Source organism: Streptomyces sp. NRRL F-5135 (genome assembly GCF_000719775.1).
GTDB classification, from domain to species: domain Bacteria; phylum Actinomycetota; class Actinomycetes; order Streptomycetales; family Streptomycetaceae; genus Streptomyces; species Streptomyces hebeiensis.
The window spans coordinates 32,930-50,071 of record NZ_JOHR01000007.1 but is presented as its reverse complement, the minus strand read 5'-3'; the positions used below and the strand labels follow the sequence as shown (position 1 = coordinate 50,071).

The window sequence follows — 17,142 nt, the reverse complement described above, 5'->3', positions numbered from 1 at the left end:
CCACCCTGTGACATACGTCCCGACGCGTTTCGACCGCCGGGGTGCGACACTTGCGTCTGGCGCCACATCTTCCCGTTACCCGGCGGTTTCGAATCCGCAATCGCCGGGCATGAGCCGTAGGCGCTGCGGGCAACGAAGCCCGCTCCGCGCCTACCCCGCTGCCGACCGGACGACGAATGACGGTCCGTCTGTCTGCGCCCCCCAGTTCACCGCCACCGCGGTGTCCGCATGCTGGACTGAGCTATCCGCTTTTCGAGCAGCTTTCCATCATGTAACCTGCGTGAAATTTCTCGGAGGGCCAACGTCGTCCCTCGGTTTATCGCATATGCCACGACGACGACGGGAGAGCCGATGCGTTCCGACGCCTGGTCGCCCATGGACGGTCGCCCCGCCCCCCAGGGGATGTACGACCCCCGTAACGAACACGACGCGTGCGGCGTCGGGTTCGTGGCCACCCTCACCGGTGTTGCCAGCCACGTGCTGGTGGAGCAGGCGCTGACCGTACTGCGCAATCTCGAACACCGCGGCGCCACCGGATCCGAGCCCGACTCCGGCGACGGCGCCGGAATCCTGCTCCAGGTGCCCGACGCGTTCCTGCGCGAGGTCGCCGGATTCGCCCTCCCCGAGGCCGGCTCGTACGCCGTCGGCACCGGCTTCCTGCCGGCCTCCGACCCGACCGAGGCCGTCTCACGCATCGAGACGATCGCGGTCGAGGAGGGCCTGGACGTCCTCGGCTGGCGCGAGGTCCCCGTAGCCCCGCAGCTGCTCGGCGCCACCGCCCGGGCCACCATGCCCGTCTTCCGTCAGCTGTTCGTCGCGGACGGCACGAGCACGGGCATCGCCCTCGACCGCAAGGCGTTCGTGCTGCGCAAGCGCGCCGAGCGGGAGGCCGGGGTGTACTTCCCCTCCCTCTCCGCGCGGACCCTCGTCTACAAGGGCATGCTCACCACCGGTCAGCTGGAGCCGTTCTTCCCCGACCTGTCCGACCGCCGCTTCGCGACGGCCGTCGCCCTGGTCCACTCCCGGTTCTCCACCAACACCTTCCCGAGCTGGCCGCTCGCCCACCCGTACCGCTTCGTCGCGCACAACGGCGAGATCAACACCGTTCAGGGCAACCGCAACTGGATGCGCGCCCGCGAGTCCCAGCTCGCCTCGGAGCTCTTCGGGGCGGACAGGCTGGAGCGGATCTTCCCGCTCTGTACGCCCGGCGCCTCCGACTCCGCCTCCTTCGACGAGGTCCTGGAACTGCTCCACCTCGGCGGCCGGTCGCTGCCGCACTCGGTGCTGATGATGGTCCCCGAGGCGTGGGAGAACCACGACTCCATGGACCCGGCCCGGCGGGCGTTCTACCAGTACCACGCCACGATGATGGAGCCCTGGGACGGTCCGGCGTGCGTCACCTTCACCGACGGCACGCAGGTCGGCGCGGTCCTCGACCGCAACGGCCTGCGCCCCGGCCGCTACTGGGTCACCGACGAGGGACTCGTCGTCCTCTCCTCCGAGGTCGGCGTCCTCGACATCGACCCCGCCAAGGTCGTCCGCAAGGGCCGCCTCCAGCCCGGCCGGATGTTCCTCGTGGACACCGCCGAGCACCGCATCATCGAGGACGACGAGATCAAGGCGTCCCTGGCCGCCGAACACCCCTACCAGGAGTGGCTGGAGTCCGGCGAGATCGAGCTGGAGGACCTGCCCGAGCGTGAGCACATCGTGCACACGCACGCCTCGGTCACCCGCCGCCAGCAGACCTTCGGCTACACCGAGGAGGAACTGCGCGTCCTGCTCGCGCCGATGGCACGGACCGGCGCCGAACCCATCGGCTCCATGGGCACCGACTCGCCGATCGCCGCGCTCTCCGCCCGGCCCCGGCTGCTCTTCGACTACTTCACCCAGCTGTTCGCGCAGGTCACCAACCCGCCGCTGGACGCCATCCGGGAAGAGCTGGTCACCTCGCTGCGCTCCTCGCTCGGCCCGCAGGGCAACCTGCTGGAGCCGACCGCCGCGTCCTGCCGCAGCGTCACCCTGCCCTTCCCCGTCATCGACAACGACGAACTGGCCAAGCTCGTCCACATCAACGCCGACGGCGACATGCCCGGCATGAAGGCCGCCACGCTCTCCGGCCTCTACCGGGTGTCCGGCGGCGGCGAGGCGCTCGCCGCCCGCATCGAGGAGATCTGCGCCGAGACCGACGCCGCCATCGACGGCGGCGCCCGGATCATCGTGCTCTCCGACCGGCACTCCGACGCCGAGCAGGCCCCGATCCCCTCCCTGCTGCTCACCGCGGCCGTCCACCACCACCTCATCCGCACCAAGCAGCGCACCCAGGTGGGACTGCTGGTCGAGGCCGGTGACGTACGCGAGGTGCACCACGTCGCCCTGCTGATCGGCTACGGCGCCGCCGCCGTCAACCCGTACCTCGCCATGGAATCCGTCGAGGACCTCGTCCGCGCCGGCACGTTCATCGAGGGCCTGGAGCCCGAGCAGGCCATCCGCAACCTGATCTACGCGCTCGGCAAGGGCGTGCTGAAGGTCATGTCCAAGATGGGCATCTCCACCGTCGCCTCCTACCGGGGCGCACAGGTCTTCGAGGCCGTCGGCCTGGACCAGGCGTTCGTCGACAAGTACTTCAACGGCACCGCCACCAAGATCGGCGGCGCCGGGCTCGACATCGTCGCCCAGGAGGTCGCCGCCCGGCACGCCAAGGGCTACCCCGCCTCCGGCATCTCCGCGAGCCACCGCAAGCTGGAGATCGGCGGCGAGTACCAGTGGCGGCGCGAGGGCGAGCCGCACCTGTTCGACCCCGAGACCGTCTTCCGGCTCCAGCACGCCACCCGCTCGCGCCGCTACGACATCTTCAAGAAGTACACCGAGCGCGTGAACGAGCAGTCCGAGCGGCTGATGACGCTGCGCGGTCTGTTCAACGTCACCTCGGACCGCGCGCCCGTCCCGCTGGACGAGGTCGAGCCGGCCTCCGAGATCGTCAAGCGCTTCTCCACCGGCGCCATGTCGTACGGCTCGATCTCGAGCGAGGCGCACGAGACGCTCGCCATCGCCATGAACCAGCTCGGCGGCAAGTCCAACACCGGCGAGGGCGGCGAGGACGCGGAGCGGCTCTACGACCCGGCCCGCCGCTCCGCCATCAAGCAGGTCGCCTCCGGCCGCTTCGGCGTCACCAGCGAGTACCTGGTCAACGCGGACGACATCCAGATCAAGATGGCGCAGGGAGCCAAGCCCGGCGAGGGCGGCCAGCTGCCCGGCCACAAGGTCTACCCGTGGGTCGCCAAGACCCGGCACTCCACCCCCGGGGTCGGGCTGATCTCCCCGCCGCCGCACCACGACATCTACTCCATCGAGGATCTCGCCCAGCTGATCCACGACCTCAAGAACGCCAACCCGCAGGCCCGCATCCACGTGAAGCTGGTCTCCGAGGTCGGCGTCGGCACCGTCGCCGCCGGTGTGTCCAAGGCCCACGCCGACGTGGTCCTGATCTCCGGCCACGACGGCGGTACGGGCGCCTCGCCGCTCACCAGCCTCAAGCACGCGGGCGGCCCCTGGGAGCTCGGCCTCGCCGAGACCCAGCAGACGCTGCTGCTCAACGGGTTGCGCGACCGGATCGTCGTGCAGACCGACGGCCAGCTCAAGACCGGCCGCGACGTCGTCATCGCCGCGCTCCTCGGCGCCGAGGAGTTCGGCTTCGCGACCGCGCCGCTCGTCGTCTCCGGCTGCGTCATGATGCGCGTCTGCCACCTGGACACCTGCCCGGTCGGCATCGCCACCCAGAACCCGGTGCTGCGCGAGCGGTTCTCCGGCAAGGCCGAGTACATCGTCAACTTCTTCGAGTTCATCGCCGAAGAGGTCCGCGAACTGCTCGCCGAACTCGGCTTCCGCTCCCTCGACGAGGCCGTCGGCCACGCCGAACTGCTCGACACCGAGCGGGCCGTGAACCACTGGAAGGCTCAGGGGCTCGACCTCGCGCCCCTCTTCCACGTACCCCAGCTGCCCGAGGGAGCGGTCCGCCACCAGGCGGTCGAGCAGGACCACGGACTGGCGAAGGCCCTCGACAACGAGCTGATCAAGCTCGCCGCCGACGCCCTCGGAGCCGACAGCGCCGAGGCCGCCCAGCCCGTACGCGCCCAGATCGCCATACGGAACATCAACCGGACCGTCGGCACCATGCTCGGCAACCGGGTGACGAGGAAGTTCGGCGGCGCCGGCCTGCCCGACGACACCATCGACATCACCTTCACCGGCTCGGCCGGCCAGTCCTTCGGCGCGTTCCTGCCGCGCGGCGTGACCCTGCGCCTGGAGGGCGACGCCAACGACTACGTCGGCAAGGGCCTGTCCGGTGGCCGGATCGTGGTCCGCCCCGACCGGGGCGCCGACCACCTCGCCGAGTACTCGACCATCGCGGGCAACACCATCGCCTACGGCGCGACCGGCGGCGAACTGTTCCTGCGCGGCCGCACCGGCGAGCGCTTCTGCGTCCGCAACTCCGGAGCCACGGTCGTCTCCGAAGGCGTCGGCGACCACGGCTGCGAGTACATGACCGGCGGCCACGCCGTCGTCCTCGGCGAGACGGGACGCAACTTCGCGGCCGGCATGTCCGGCGGCATCGCGTACGTCATCGACCTCGACCCGGACAACGTCAACGCCGGCAACCTGTCCGCCGTCGAACCCCTCGACGACACCGACAAGCGGTGGCTGCACGACGTGGTGCGCCGCCACCACGAGGAGACCGGTTCCACCGTCGCGGACAAGCTCCTCGCCGAGTGGGACACCGCGGTGGAGCGGTTCAGCAGGATCATCCCCACCACGTACAAGGCAGTGCTCGCCGCCAAGGACGCCGCCGAGCTGGCCGGTCTCTCGGAGACCGAGACCACGGAGAAGATGATGGAGGCGGCGACCAATGGCTGACCCGAAGGGCTTCCTCACCACCGGGCGCGAAGTCGCCAGGACCCGCCCGGTCGAGGAGCGCGTCAAGGACTGGAACGAGGTCTACGTTCCGGGCTCGCTGCTCCCGATCATCAGCAAGCAGGCCGGGCGCTGCATGGACTGCGGCATCCCGTTCTGTCACAACGGCTGTCCGCTGGGGAACCTGATCCCCGAGTGGAACGACTACGCCTACCGCGAGGACTGGACGGCGGCGAGCGAGCGGCTGCACGCCACCAACAACTTCCCGGAGTTCACCGGGCGGCTGTGCCCGGCGCCGTGCGAGGCCGCGTGCGTGCTGTCCATCAACCAGCCCGCCGTCACGATCAAGAACGTCGAGGTCTCGATCATCGACAAGGCGTGGGACAGCGGCGACGTCACCCCGCAGCCCCCCGAGCGCCTGTCCGGCAAGACCGTCGCCGTCATCGGCTCGGGCCCGGCCGGCCTGGCGGCCGCCCAGCAGCTCACGCGGGCCGGCCACACCGTCGTGGTCTACGAGCGGGCCGACCGCATCGGCGGCCTGCTGCGGTACGGCATCCCCGAGTTCAAGATGGAGAAGGTGCACATCAACCGCCGCATCGAGCAGATGCGCGCGGAGGGCACCAAGTTCCGTACGGAGACGGAGATCGGCCGGGACATCAACGCGGCGACGCTGCGCAAGCGGTACGACGCGGTCGTCGTCGCGGCCGGCGCCACCGTCTCGCGCGACCTGCCCGTACCGGGGCGGGAGCTGAAGGGCGTCCACTTCGCGATGGAGTACCTGCCCCTGTCCAACAAGGTGCGCGAGGGCGACCTGACGGTCTCCCCGATCAGCGCCGAGGGCAAGCACGTCGTGGTCATCGGCGGTGGCGACACCGGCGCCGACTGCGTGGGTACGGCACACCGGCAGGGCGCCGCCTCCGTCACCCAGCTGGAGATCATGCCGAAGCCGGGCGAGGAGCGGGCCCCGCACCAGCCCTGGCCGACGTTCCCCATGCTCTACAAGGTCACCTCCGCGCACGAGGAGGGCGGCGAGCGGGTCTACTCCGTCTCCACCACCCACTTCGAGGGCGACGAGGAGGGCAACGTCCAGTCGCTGCACATGATCGAGGTCGAGTTCAAGGACGGCAAGCTGGAGCAGAAGACGGGCACCGAGCGGGTGCTCCCGGCCCAGCTGGTCACGCTCGCCATGGGCTTCACGGGCACCGACCGGTCCAACGGCCTGGTCGAGCAGTTCGGCCTGGAGCTGGACGAGCGCGGCAACGTCGCGCGGGACGCGGACTTCGCGACCAACGTGCCCGGGGTGTACGTCGCGGGCGACGCGGGGCGCGGCCAGTCCCTGATCGTCTGGGCGATCGCCGAGGGCCGCTCGGCGGCGCGGGGCGTGGACCGGTACCTGAGCGGGGCGAGCGACCTGCCGGCGCCGATCAGGCCGACGGACCGGGCGCTGACGGTCTGAGACCCTTGCGCATGGGACGCCGACCGGTCCCGCGAAGTCCGCGCCGATCCGCGGCGCGAGACAACTGAGAACATCGCAGACTCCCGTACAACGGCGTACGGGCGGTGTCGGCCCGGGGAGCGTCTCCCGGGCCTCCGCGAGAAAAGCGGCGCCTGCCCCCAGTCCCCGACCGGACCGACGGCAGGCGCCGTTGCGCGTGTGGCGGCGGTGGAATAATCACGGGTCCAGTCGCCCGCCCGTACGCTTGCCCGCTCGCGCGCTTGCCTGCTCGCTGCCGGGCTGATCAGAAGGGGACCGAGAGTGGTCACCGTGCCCCCGCCCTCCGGCCCGGCCGTCAGCCTGCGCAAGGTGGAGGAGACCGCGCCCGCGCTCGTCAGCCTCTACAAGAGCGCCGGTGTCTCCCTGGCGAAGAACGGACTGAGCGGTCAACGCGCCGCTGTCTACCTGGTCCTGGACTACTCGGGCTCCATGCGGGAGTACTACCGGGACGGCACGGTCCAGGCGCTCGCCGACCGCGTGCTCGGCCTCGCCGCGAACCTCGACGACGACGGCATCGTCCCCGTCGTGTTCTTCTCGACCGACATCGACGCCGAGAGCGACATCTCCCTCGCCAACCACCGGGGCCGCATCGAGGAGATCGTCGCCGGTCTCGGCCACATGGGCAAAACCAGCTACCACCTGGGCATGGACGCGGTGATCGACCACTACCTGGACAGCGGCTCCACGGCCCCGGCGCTGGTGGTCTTCCAGACGGACGGCGGCCCGATCAGCAAGCCCGCCGCCGAACGCCACCTCTGCAAGGCGGCCAGGCTGCCGCTGTTCTGGCAGTTCATCGGCTTCGGGGACCCGGCGAGCCGCCAGTTCGACTTCCTGCGCAGACTGGATGACCTGGCGGTCCCCCGGAAACGCCCCGTCGACAACGCGGGCTTCTTCCACGCGGGCCAGGACCCCCGCCGGATGAGCGACGCGGACCTGTACGACCGGCTGGTCGCCGAATTCCCCCACTGGCTGCGGGAGGCGCGCGCCCTGGGCATCGTACGGTGACGCGGCGCCGGGCCGGTCGCGTCACACAGCTGGTCGGATTTCGCGGCGGCCGAGCCCGAGTTCGCCGGCGTCGTCGAGAGGCGCTTCGGGGCGTACACGCACCATGTGCTGGCGACCCTCCGGAAGGACGGGTCTCCGCGTCTGCCCACCTCTTCCGGACCGAGCTGACCGAGGTCGTGCGGGTCGGCGTGGAGGGCGGCGAACTGGTCGTGCGGATGTGGCGGCCGGGGCAGCCGGTGCGTACTCTGCGTCGCGGGAACGACGACGGCGCGCCCCGCGCGGACGGGTGGATCCAGTGCGGGCCGTCCCTCTCGGGGCGGGCCGTGTTAGAGTGGGCGCGTTGCAGTTTTGGTACCCATGAACTTTATGTGCGCCTGACGGAACATGTTCGTCAGGCGCATTATTGTTTGCGCCGGCTTCTCCGGATGGGGCTCAACGCGGCGACGAGGAATCCGTGAGGTGCGGATTTCCGGCTCTGCTACCTGTTTCAGGAGAATGACATGGCTAACGGCACCGTGAAGTGGTTCAACTCGGAAAAGGGCTTCGGCTTCATCGAGCAGGAGGGCGGCGGCCCCGACGTCTTCGCCCACTACTCGAACATCGCCACCTCGGGCTTCCGCGAGCTCCAGGAGGGCCAGAAGGTCACGTTCGACGTCACCCAGGGCCAGAAGGGCCCGCAGGCGGAGAACATCCTCCCGGCCTGATTTCGGGACGTGTAGTACCCCGCAGCCGGGGCCCGCACCTGCGTGGTGCGGGCCCCGGCTCGCGCTGTCCACAGGCCCAGGGAGGCCCCGCATGACTCGATCCGAACGGCAGGACCGCCCTGCCCGCCCCGCCGGCAAGCGTCCGGCGACCCCTCGCGCCAGGGGAGCCGCGAAGGGAGGTGCGAAGGGCGGCACGAAAGCGTCCGCCCGCCGTGCCGTGCCGGCGCGCCCGCAGGAGTTCGCGCTGCCCGAGACGCTCACCCCCGCCTTGCCCGCCGTCACCGCGTTCGACGAGCTGGACATGGCCGAAGGGCTGCTGAAGGCGCTGGCCGAGCAGGGAGTGACCGAGCCGTTCCCGATCCAGGGCGCGACCCTCCCGAACTCCCTCGCGGGCCGCGACATACTCGGCCGGGGCCGCACCGGATCCGGCAAGACCCTCGCCTTCGGCCTGGCGCTCCTCGCGCGCACGGCGGGCCGGCGTGCCCAGCCGCACGCGCCCCTGGCGCTGGTGCTGGTGCCCACGCGCGAGCTGGCGCAGCAGGTGACCGACGCGCTGACGCCGTACGCGACCGCCGTCGGCCTGCGGCTGACCACCGTCGTGGGCGGGCTCTCCATCGGCAAGCAGGCCGCCGCGCTGCGGCGTGGCAGCGAAGTGCTCGTCGCGACGCCCGGCCGTCTCAAGGACCTCATCGACCGTGGCGACTGCCGGCTCGACCAGGTGTCCGTCACGGTGCTGGACGAGGCGGACCAGATGGCCGACATGGGCTTCATGCCGCAGGTCACGGCGTTGCTCAAGCAGGTCGAGCCGGACGGGCAGCGGATGCTGTTCTCGGCGACCCTGGACCGCAACATCGACCGCCTCGTACGGGAGTACCTGCACGATCCCGTGGTCCACTCCGTCGATCCGTCCCAGGGGGCGGTGACGACGATGGAGCACCACGTGCTGTACCTCCTGGACGAGACGGACAAGAAGGAGGTCACCCGCCGGATCGCGGCCCGCGACGGCCGGGTGCTGCTCTTCCTGGACACCAAGCGCTCGGTGGACCGGCTGGTCAAGCGGCTGCTGGCGAGCGGGGTACGGGCGGCGGGCCTGCACGGCGGGCGTTCTCAGCCGCAGCGCAACAGGACGCTCGACCAGTTCAAGAACGGCCAGGTCACCGCGTTGGTCGCGACGAACGTGGCGGCCCGGGGCATCCACGTGGACGATCTCGACCTGGTCGTGAACGTGGACCCGCCCATGGACCACAAGGACTATCTGCACCGCGGCGGGCGCACCGCCAGGGCGGGGGAGTCCGGCAGTGTGGTCACGCTGGTGCTGCCCGAGCAGCGGCGGGAGATCAGCCGGCTGATGTCGGACGCGGGCATCGCGCCCAAGTCGGCCCGCGTGACGTCGACGGACGACGAACTGACGCGGCTCACCGGGGCGCGGGAGCCCTCCGGTGTGCCCGTCATCATCGAGGTGCCGCAGCCGCCCGCCCCGCAGAAGCGCACCCGCCCGTCGCGGCCGGCGGGCTCGGCGAACGGCGAGGCCGGTGACGGCGCGAGCGCGAACTCCCGCGGCGGTCGTGGCAGCCGCGGTGGCCGTCGGCGCCGGGGGCGCGGAGGCCGGGGCGCGGAGGGCGGGCGCCGCACCGCGGCCTGACGCCCGGTCAGAAGACTGTGACAGCGGGCCTGTTCGGGCCCGCTGTCACGGGCCCGGTTCCCTGTGCCGACCGCGTCGGCGCGGGGGAGCAGGCCCGCTCCGGAGCCCGGTGTCCGGAGTCCTGCGGACCGGCGTCCGCCGGTTGACCGCCGGTTGACCGACGGAAAATTTACGGGACCGACATTGACGTGTACACGTCTACGCGCGTCATCATGAACGCATGCGAATTCCCCCACGTTTCGCCACCCTCGGTGGCGTCGCCGCGCTCGTGTCCACGCTCCTGGTCGGCGGAGTCTCCGCCACCGCCACCGCGGCCCCCAGCGCGGTCGGCAGCATCTGCTACTCCAACCTGCCGTCCCAGGCACACGACACGCTCGACCTGATCGACGCCGGCGGGCCGTTCCCGTACCCCCAGGACGGTGGCGTCTTCCAGAACCGGGAAGGCATCCTGCCCAGCCAGTCCACCGGCTACTACCACGAGTACACCGTGAAGACCCCCGGCTCCTCCACCCGTGGCGCCCGCCGCATCGTCACGGGCAACAAGACGAACGAGGACTACTACACCTCGGACCACTACGCGTCCTTCTCGCTCGTCAAGTACGGCTGCTGACCGCACCGACCGGAAGGTAGCCTCCGTCCCATGACGGTGACATTTGTGATCGACGGGGCGGAGGTCACCGGGCTGGACCGCTTCTGGCAGGTGATCGGCGAGGCGGTGAACGGCCCCGGCGGATATTTCGGGAGCAACCTCGACGCGCTCGCCGACTGCCTGGGCGGCGGCTACGGCACGCCCGACGACGGCGACTTCGTCATCGAGTGGCGCCGGCACGAACTCTCCCGGCGGGCGCTCGGCCGCGACGAGACCGTGCGCGTGCTCCAGCGGCGGCTGGAGAGCGCGCACCCCACCAACCGGCCGGCCATCCGGGCCCGGCTGGAGGAGGTACGGGCCGGCCGGGGCCCCACCGTCTTCGACGAACTCGTCGCGCTCATCGAGGACAAGGCCCCCGGGGTGCTCAGGCTGCTCTGACCGGGCGGGCCCCGGCGGGTCCGGTCACGGGCAGGGCCATGGCTTTTCCGGCACGGACAGGTTCCCGGCCCTTCCCGTCGCGGGCAGGGCCATGGCGCTTTCCGTCAACGGCGCCTCGGCGGCGTCCGCTCCAGCCGCCGGCGCTCAGGTCCGTCCGGTACGTGCCGTACGGCCGCCAGCGCCGTCCGCCGCGCGGTGCCGTCCGGGTCCTCGTCCGCGAGGATCCGGGCCAGCGCCTCCACCGCCCGTGGATCCCGCCGGGCCGCCAGGCCCCCGGCGGCCTCGGCGGCCGTGTCCGGGTCCGGATCGTTGAGCCGGGCCGCCAGCGCCTCGCGGATCTCGTAGGTGTCCGCGGCCACCTCCGCCAGCGCCAGGACCGCCCGGTCCCGTACCGACCCGTCCGCGTCCCTGCTCAGTACGGTCAGCGCGCGCACCGCCTCCCGGTCCTCGCCCGGCAGCGGCCCGGTCAGCGCCAGCGCGACCGCGCGCCGGACGCCCGGGTCCGGATGGGCGCGGTGCCGCAGGATCTCCGGCAGCGAGGCGGGATCGCCGTGCCGGCCCAGGCCCGCCACCACCGCGCGGACCAGCTCCGGCTCCACGGCCCGGCGGGACAACTCCCGCAGCAGTGGCACCACCCGTGCCGTGAACGGATTCCCCGCACCGGCCCGGCCGGGCGTCCCGCCCGTCCCGTCCTCCGCGTCCGGTGCGTCCGGCGCGCTCGATGCGCCCGGCGAGTCCGGCGCGGCCCGTTCCCCGGCCGGTGCGCCCGGACCGTTCGTTCCCTCGTCCCGGCCCGGGCCCAGCCGCCCCAGCACCTCCACCGCGAACGTCTGCCGCAGTGGTTCCTCGCTCGCGCACCACGCGGCCGCCGCGCGGCAGGTCTCCTCGTCCCCGCGCCGCGAGAGCACCCCCACCGGCTCGCGCCAGTCGTCGCGGCCCGGGTCTCCGCAGGCCAGTGCCCGTGCCGCCAGTGCCTCGAACGCGGTCGGGATGCCCAGTTCGGACTCCAGGATCGTCGCGACGGCCGCGTGCCCGGTGTCCTGCTCGCGTCCCGCGACGATCACGTCGCCCCGCAGCAGCTCCACGACGACGGTCTCCGTGTCCTCCTTCCCGACCCGGCGCACCACCGTCTCGTAGCCGTCGCCGTACGCGTCCAGCAGTCCGGCCCGCAGCTCCCGCTCCACGTCGAGCTCCGTCCAGCGCAGCGCCTCCGCGAGTGCCGCCTCCCGCGCGCCCTCGGCCGAGCCGGCGCCGTACCGCAGCAGGACCCGTACGCACGGTGTGGAGCCCCGGCGGGCGGCGAGCAGCAGGGGGGCCTCACCGTTCGGGCCCGGCAGGGCGGGATCGGCGCCGTACTCCAGCAGCGTCTCCAGCGTGTCCGCGAAACCCTGGACGACGGCCCAGGAAACGGCGGTGAAACCGAACTCCTCCCGGCCGTCGGGCGGGGCGCCCGCCGCGAGCAGGGCCCGTACGACCTCGGTGTGCCCGCCGCAGGCGGCTCCGCACAGCGGCAGGTCCCCGCCGTCGGGACCGCTCGGACGGCCGGGGTCGGCGCCGGCCGCCAGGAGCAGCCGCACCAGTCCGGCCTCGTCGCTGACCGCGGCCAGGTAGAGCGCGGTCCGGCCCTCCGCGTCGGCCGCCTCGACGGGAACCCCGGCGCGGAGCAGGCGTACGACGGCGTCCTTGTCACCCCCGTACACCGCCTCGATCAGTTCCCCGGTCCCCGGTGTCGGCTCGTTGTGCATGCGTCGAGCCTACGTTCGCCCGCCGACGTCCGGCGGAGGCGTCCGAGGGGGGCGATCGGCGGAGGCGCCCGCGGGGACGCCCGGTGGGGGAGTGCCGCGTGCCGGACGCGCCGCGGACGGCCGTGTGCGCGGTCGTCACGTGTCGCAGTCCAGGACCGTCCTGCACAGTCCGCACCGGACCCGTACCCGCCCCCGTACCGCGACCCGGATCCGCTGATGGCACGTCGGGCACGGGAACGAGACGCGCAGCCCGTCCGGCAGCCGCTCGAAGGTGTAGGGCGGCGCCGCGTCCTGCCCGGCGTCCCGGCCCGCGCCTCGCGTCGCATCCCGTGTCATGTCCCGGGCCAGATCGCGTGCCAGCCCCCGCACGGTCTCGCGCGCGCCCGGGCGGGCCGGAGCCTCTCCCGCGGCCGGCCGGCCGGGCTGGTCGAGCGCGTGCCGGCGGTCCCTGGCGTAGCGGTGCCGGCCCGTCCGGCCGGCCGTGGTCAGCGGCGGCTGCTGTTCGTCGTGCAGGGCACGGGTCCGGCCTTTCGTGTACGACGTGTAGCCCTGCGGGCTGGTGAACCAGATCCTCGGGTCCTCGTCGAAGACCAGCGCGCGCTTGGCGAGGACGTAACCGAACTCCTCGGGTGTCAGATAGCCGAGCTTCTGGCTGGAGTCGCGGTCCTGGCGGAAGGCGTCGAGCAGCAGCCAGCCCGCGCCCAGGTAGGTCGTCGCGGTGTCGGTGAGGATCTCGTTGTCGCGCGTGCCCGGGAAGGACAGCCCCAGCCGGTGCAGCAGGACATGAGTGATCTCGTGGGCGAGGGCGGCGCCGATGTCTCTGCGGTGGGTGCGGAAGCGGTTGTTCAGCTCGATGAAGTACTCGGGACCCGCGGTCAGTTCCACATGGGCCGCGTGCCGCATCTCGTGAAAGCTCACGATCACGCGCGCGTCCGGCAGCCGGAGTTGCTGGACCAGGGCGTGGGCCACGCGCTGGGTGCCCAGGTGGAGGTCGTCCGCGTCGGAGAAGGCGACATCGGCCGGGGCCACGCTGGGCGCGTACGAGCGGATGCCGTCGGGGGAGAGCCGCCGGTAGAGCGCGGTGATCGCGGAGCGGACGGTGTCGAGGTGCGGATAGCCGTGGACGACTTCCCCGCCGTTCGTCTTCCCGCCGGCGTCCCCGCTCACGTCCTCGCCCCCTCCGTAACGGCGGCTCGTTCTCCCTCCGTCCGTCCCGCGACGGCGGCCGGGCGCGCACCGTCGCCCACCATACGGGGGTCGTCGGGAGCCTCGGCGGAGCGTGTCGGGGCGGCCGCGTGACAGCCCAGGAAGAACCGTCCGATGAGCGGACCATGGCTGGCGGATGCGCCCTTCGGGTGGCTGAAAGTCGGTTCTTGTGGCTCCGCTGATCTTCTCCGGATAATCCGGATCAGCTTTTTGTCGGGCCCATGACACCCTGCGCGGGTCTCGTCCGGGCCTCGTCAACCGAGCAGCGCAACCCCCCTCCGCCGAGCTTCCCCCACGAAAGGCAGACCCTTGAGCATTCTGGGCGTCCTCAAGAGATGTGCCGCCGCCGGTGCCGTCGTCCTCGCCGCCGTCAGCCTCCAGCCGACCACCGCCTCCGCCGCCCCCGCCCCGGACGGCAAGGCCACCTCCTCCGCCGCGCCGGTCGCGCCGCCCGTCGTCGGCGGCACCCGCGCCGCGCAGGGCGAATTCCCCTTCATGGTCCGGCTCTCCATGGGCTGTGGCGGAGCGCTCTACTCCCCGACGGTCGTCCTGACCGCCGCGCACTGCGTCAATGGCTCCGGCAACAACACCAGCATCACGGCCACCGCGGGTGTCGTCGACCTCCAGAGCTCCAGCGCGATCAAGGTCAAGTCCACCAAGGTGCTCCAGGCCCCCGGCTACAACGGCGCGGGCAAGGACTGGGCGCTGATCAAGCTCGCCCAGCCGATCAACCTGCCGACCCTGAAGATCGCCACCACCACGGCGTACAACAGCGGCACCTTCACCGTCGCCGGCTGGGGAGCGGCCACCGAGGGCGGCGCCCAGCAGCGCTACCTGCTCAAGGCGTCCGTCCCGTTCGTCTCCGACGCGAGCTGCAACGCGAGCTACGGCGGCGACATCATAGCCGCGGAGGAGATCTGCGCCGGCTACGCGTCGGGCGGCACCGACACCTGCCAGGGCGACTCGGGCGGCCCCATGTTCCGCAAGGACAACGCCGGTGAGTACATCCAGGTCGGCATCGTGAGCTGGGGCAACGGCTGCGCCCGGCCCAACTACCCGGGCGTCTACACCGAGGTCTCGACCTTCGCCTCGCAGATCGCCTCGGCCGCGGCCACGCTCTGACGCGAGCGCCTGGCCCGGACGTTCCCAGCATGAACGTTCCGGCATGAACGTTCCGGCAGGAACGCCACGCTCCGACGCGAGGGCCGCGACCCACGCGCACACCGCCGCACCCGGCGAGGCGCTGAGTCACGGAGGCGCGACGTCACCGAGGCGCGGGCTCGTAGCGGCGTGAACGTGTGGGGTGCGGGGCCCGTCGGCCCCGCACCCCACACCGTGTCAGGCGTACCGCTTTTCTACGCGGGCGTGAGGCGCCCGCGCGCCTCGCCCGCGCCGTCCAGCTCCAGCACCCACAGCTCATTCCCGTCGCCCTCGCGCAACACGGGCCCCGGCACCCGCAACGACCGCTGCGGCCCCACCGACCAGTAGCGGCCCAGGCAGAAACCGTTCACCCACACGAAGCCCCGGGTCCACGCGGGCAGGGTGAGCGAGGCGTCACCCGCGCCCCGCACCGTGAACCGCCCCCGGTACAGTCCACGGTCCGTCAGCGGCTCGCCCTCCGGCAGCCCCGCCGGCAGCGGCTTGTACGGGACCCGGCCCACCGCCTCCGCGTCGTCGAAGGCGTCGAGCCGCAGACCGCGGGACCGTACGCCGTGCAGGAACTGTCCCTCGTGCAGCACACCGCCCGTGACGCCCTTGGGCTCGCCCAGGCGCGGCCCGTAGTTGACCCGGCCCAGCGACTCGACCCAGATCTCCACGTCCGCCGGACCGGCCACCCCGTCCGGCAGGGACACATCGTCCTCGGTCCGGGCCCGCCCGCCCGTGCTCACGTCGGCCGGCGAGGCCGCGCGCACGCCGTCCACGTACACCACCGCCCGGTCGCGCAGCCCCAGCAGCGTCAGCGGACCGGGCCGGCGAGGGCCCGGGACGCGCAGCCGATGGCGCACCAGCCCCCGGTCGACATCCAGGTCCTCGAACGACGGTGGCGCCACGCTCTCCGTCTCGGGCCCGCCCAGCGTGTTCACGACATCGTCCAGCGGGGCCCACTCCGTGAACGCCGCCTCCACGGGAGCGGCCAGCGCGGGCGGCGCGTCGGGAACCGGAGGCAGCGGGCCGTCCCGCTCGTCCGCGTACCGCGCCAGCACCTCCCGGAACAGCCGGAACTTCTCCGTCGGCCGGCCCGCCTCGTCGATCGGCGCGTCGTAGTCGTACGAGGTGACGTCCGGCTCCAGCGCGCCGAGCCTCAGTTCACCGGCGCGGTTGGCGCCCGCCCAGCCGCCGAAGCTCGTACCGCCGTGCGCCATGTAGATGTTGACCGACGCACCCGATTCCAGGACCTCGCGGAGCGCGTCCGCCGCCTCCGCCGGATCCCGTGCCTCGCGCTCACCACCCCAGTGTTCGAACCATCCGCACCAGAACTCCATGCACATCAGCGGACCCGTCGGCCGGTGCCGGCGCAGCACGTCGAAGGCGTCCCGCGCGTGCCTGTCGAAGTTGACCGTCGCGAGCAGCCCGGGCACGGACCCGCCGCTGAGCATGTGGTCCTCGGGACCGTCCGAGGTGAACAGCGGGACCGTGACCCCGCACTCCCTTACCAGCTCGGTCAGCCGGCGCAGATACCCCTGGTCGGAGCCGTAACTGCCGTACTCGTTCTCGATCTGCACCATGATCACCGGGCCGCCGCGCTCGCCGGGGGCGCCGCGCTCGCCGGGGGCGCCCCGGTCGCACTGGCGCGCCACCACCTGGGGCAGCAGCTCGCGGAACCAGCGCTCCACCGGAGCCAGGAACTCCGGGTCCCCGGTCCGTACCCGCGCACCCAAGGGGCCGGTCAGCCAATGGGGCAGCCCGCCGTTCTCCCACTCGGCGCAGATGTACGGGCCGGGCCGCACGATCGCCCACAGGCCGGCCTCGTGCGCCGCGTCCAGGAACCGGCCGAGCGCGCCCACGTCGTGGAACCGGCCGGGGCCCGGCTCGTGCAGGTTCCACGGCACGTAGGTCTCCACACAGTTGAGCCCCATGGCACGCAGCATCGCGAGCCGGTGGTCCCACTGCGCCTCGTGCACCCGGAAATAGTGCAACGCGCCCGACAACAGCCGGACCGGCCGGCCGTCGAGCAGAAAATCCTTGTCCCCCACCGTGAAGTCAGTCACCGTCTTCGCGCTCCCGTCGGTCCCGTCGGTCCCCGTCCGTGACGTCCGTGACGTCCGTGACATCCGTGACGTCCGTGACGTCCGTGACGTCGCGTCGTGTCCGCGACATCAGTGACGCCCTTCGTCCCGCGCACCGCGCGGTGCGCCGTGGCGCCCTCCAGCCTTCCCCCTGGCGGGAAGACGGTCCATGGACAAAGATCG

General features: G+C 72.0%; 11 protein-coding genes and 1 pseudogene. 9 read left to right on the top strand and 3 right to left on the bottom strand.

From position 1 onward, the window contains the following. Positions 1-351 precede the first annotated feature (351 nt). The 8 genes and pseudogenes from gltB (at position 352) to IG02_RS0112745 (ending at position 10,781) form a co-directional block, all read left to right on the top strand. Complete coding sequence (gltB, locus tag IG02_RS0112775; RefSeq protein ID WP_030745629.1) at positions 352-4,911, top strand: glutamate synthase large subunit; 4,560 nt, start codon at positions 352-354, stop codon at positions 4,909-4,911. Beyond that, positions 4,904-6,364 (top strand): glutamate synthase subunit beta, encoded by a 1,461-nt coding sequence (locus IG02_RS0112770; protein ID WP_030745628.1) that lies wholly within the window; start codon positions 4,904-4,906, stop codon positions 6,362-6,364. Before gltB ends, IG02_RS0112770 begins: the two co-directional genes overlap by 8 nt. Positions 6,365-6,664: 300 nt before the next feature. Continuing rightward, the gene (locus tag IG02_RS0112765; protein WP_234314723.1) at positions 6,665-7,408 is read left to right on the top strand and encodes a vWA domain-containing protein; all 744 of its coding nucleotides are present in this window, start codon (positions 6,665-6,667) and stop codon (positions 7,406-7,408) included. A gap of 27 nt (positions 7,409-7,435) precedes the next feature. After that, positions 7,436-7,662, top strand: a pseudogene (locus IG02_RS42765) (hypothetical protein); the annotation flags it as partial. A 246-nt stretch (positions 7,663-7,908) separates the two neighbouring features. Further along, on the top strand, positions 7,909-8,112 hold the full coding sequence (locus IG02_RS0112760) for a cold-shock protein (protein WP_015031667.1): 204 nt from the start codon (positions 7,909-7,911) through the stop codon (positions 8,110-8,112). A 91-nt stretch (positions 8,113-8,203) separates the two neighbouring features. Further along, a complete protein-coding gene (locus IG02_RS0112755) occupies positions 8,204-9,754 on the top strand; it encodes a DEAD/DEAH box helicase (protein WP_030745621.1) in 1,551 nt (516 codons plus the stop codon). A 220-nt stretch (positions 9,755-9,974) separates the two neighbouring features. Further along, entirely contained in the window at positions 9,975-10,364 is a 390-nt protein-coding gene (locus IG02_RS0112750) for a ribonuclease domain-containing protein (RefSeq protein WP_030745618.1), read from the top strand. A gap of 30 nt (positions 10,365-10,394) precedes the next feature. Further along, positions 10,395-10,781, top strand: a complete 387-nt coding sequence (locus IG02_RS0112745) for a barstar family protein (protein ID WP_030745616.1) — start codon at positions 10,395-10,397, stop codon at positions 10,779-10,781. 104 nt (positions 10,782-10,885) lie between these two features. Here the strand turns inward: IG02_RS0112745 and IG02_RS36275 are convergent, their stop codons facing one another. Beyond that, positions 10,886-12,526 carry an ankyrin repeat domain-containing protein gene (locus tag IG02_RS36275; protein WP_037802868.1) on the bottom strand — a complete coding sequence of 547 codons (1,641 nt, stop codon included), beginning with the start codon at positions 12,524-12,526 and terminating at the stop codon, positions 10,886-10,888. A gap of 135 nt (positions 12,527-12,661) precedes the next feature. After that, entirely contained in the window at positions 12,662-13,693 is a 1,032-nt protein-coding gene (locus IG02_RS0112735; protein ID WP_030745611.1) for a hypothetical protein, read from the bottom strand. 348 nt (positions 13,694-14,041) lie between these two features. Between IG02_RS0112735 and IG02_RS0112730 the strand changes: the two genes are divergently transcribed. Then, positions 14,042-14,854, top strand: coding sequence for a S1 family peptidase (locus IG02_RS0112730; RefSeq protein ID WP_030745608.1), 813 nt, complete (start codon positions 14,042-14,044; stop codon positions 14,852-14,854). A gap of 233 nt (positions 14,855-15,087) precedes the next feature. Here the strand turns inward: IG02_RS0112730 and IG02_RS0112725 are convergent, their stop codons facing one another. Beyond that, complete coding sequence (locus IG02_RS0112725) at positions 15,088-16,941, bottom strand: glycoside hydrolase family 35 protein (protein ID WP_030745605.1); 1,854 nt, start codon at positions 16,939-16,941, stop codon at positions 15,088-15,090. Positions 16,942-17,142 lie beyond the last annotated feature (201 nt).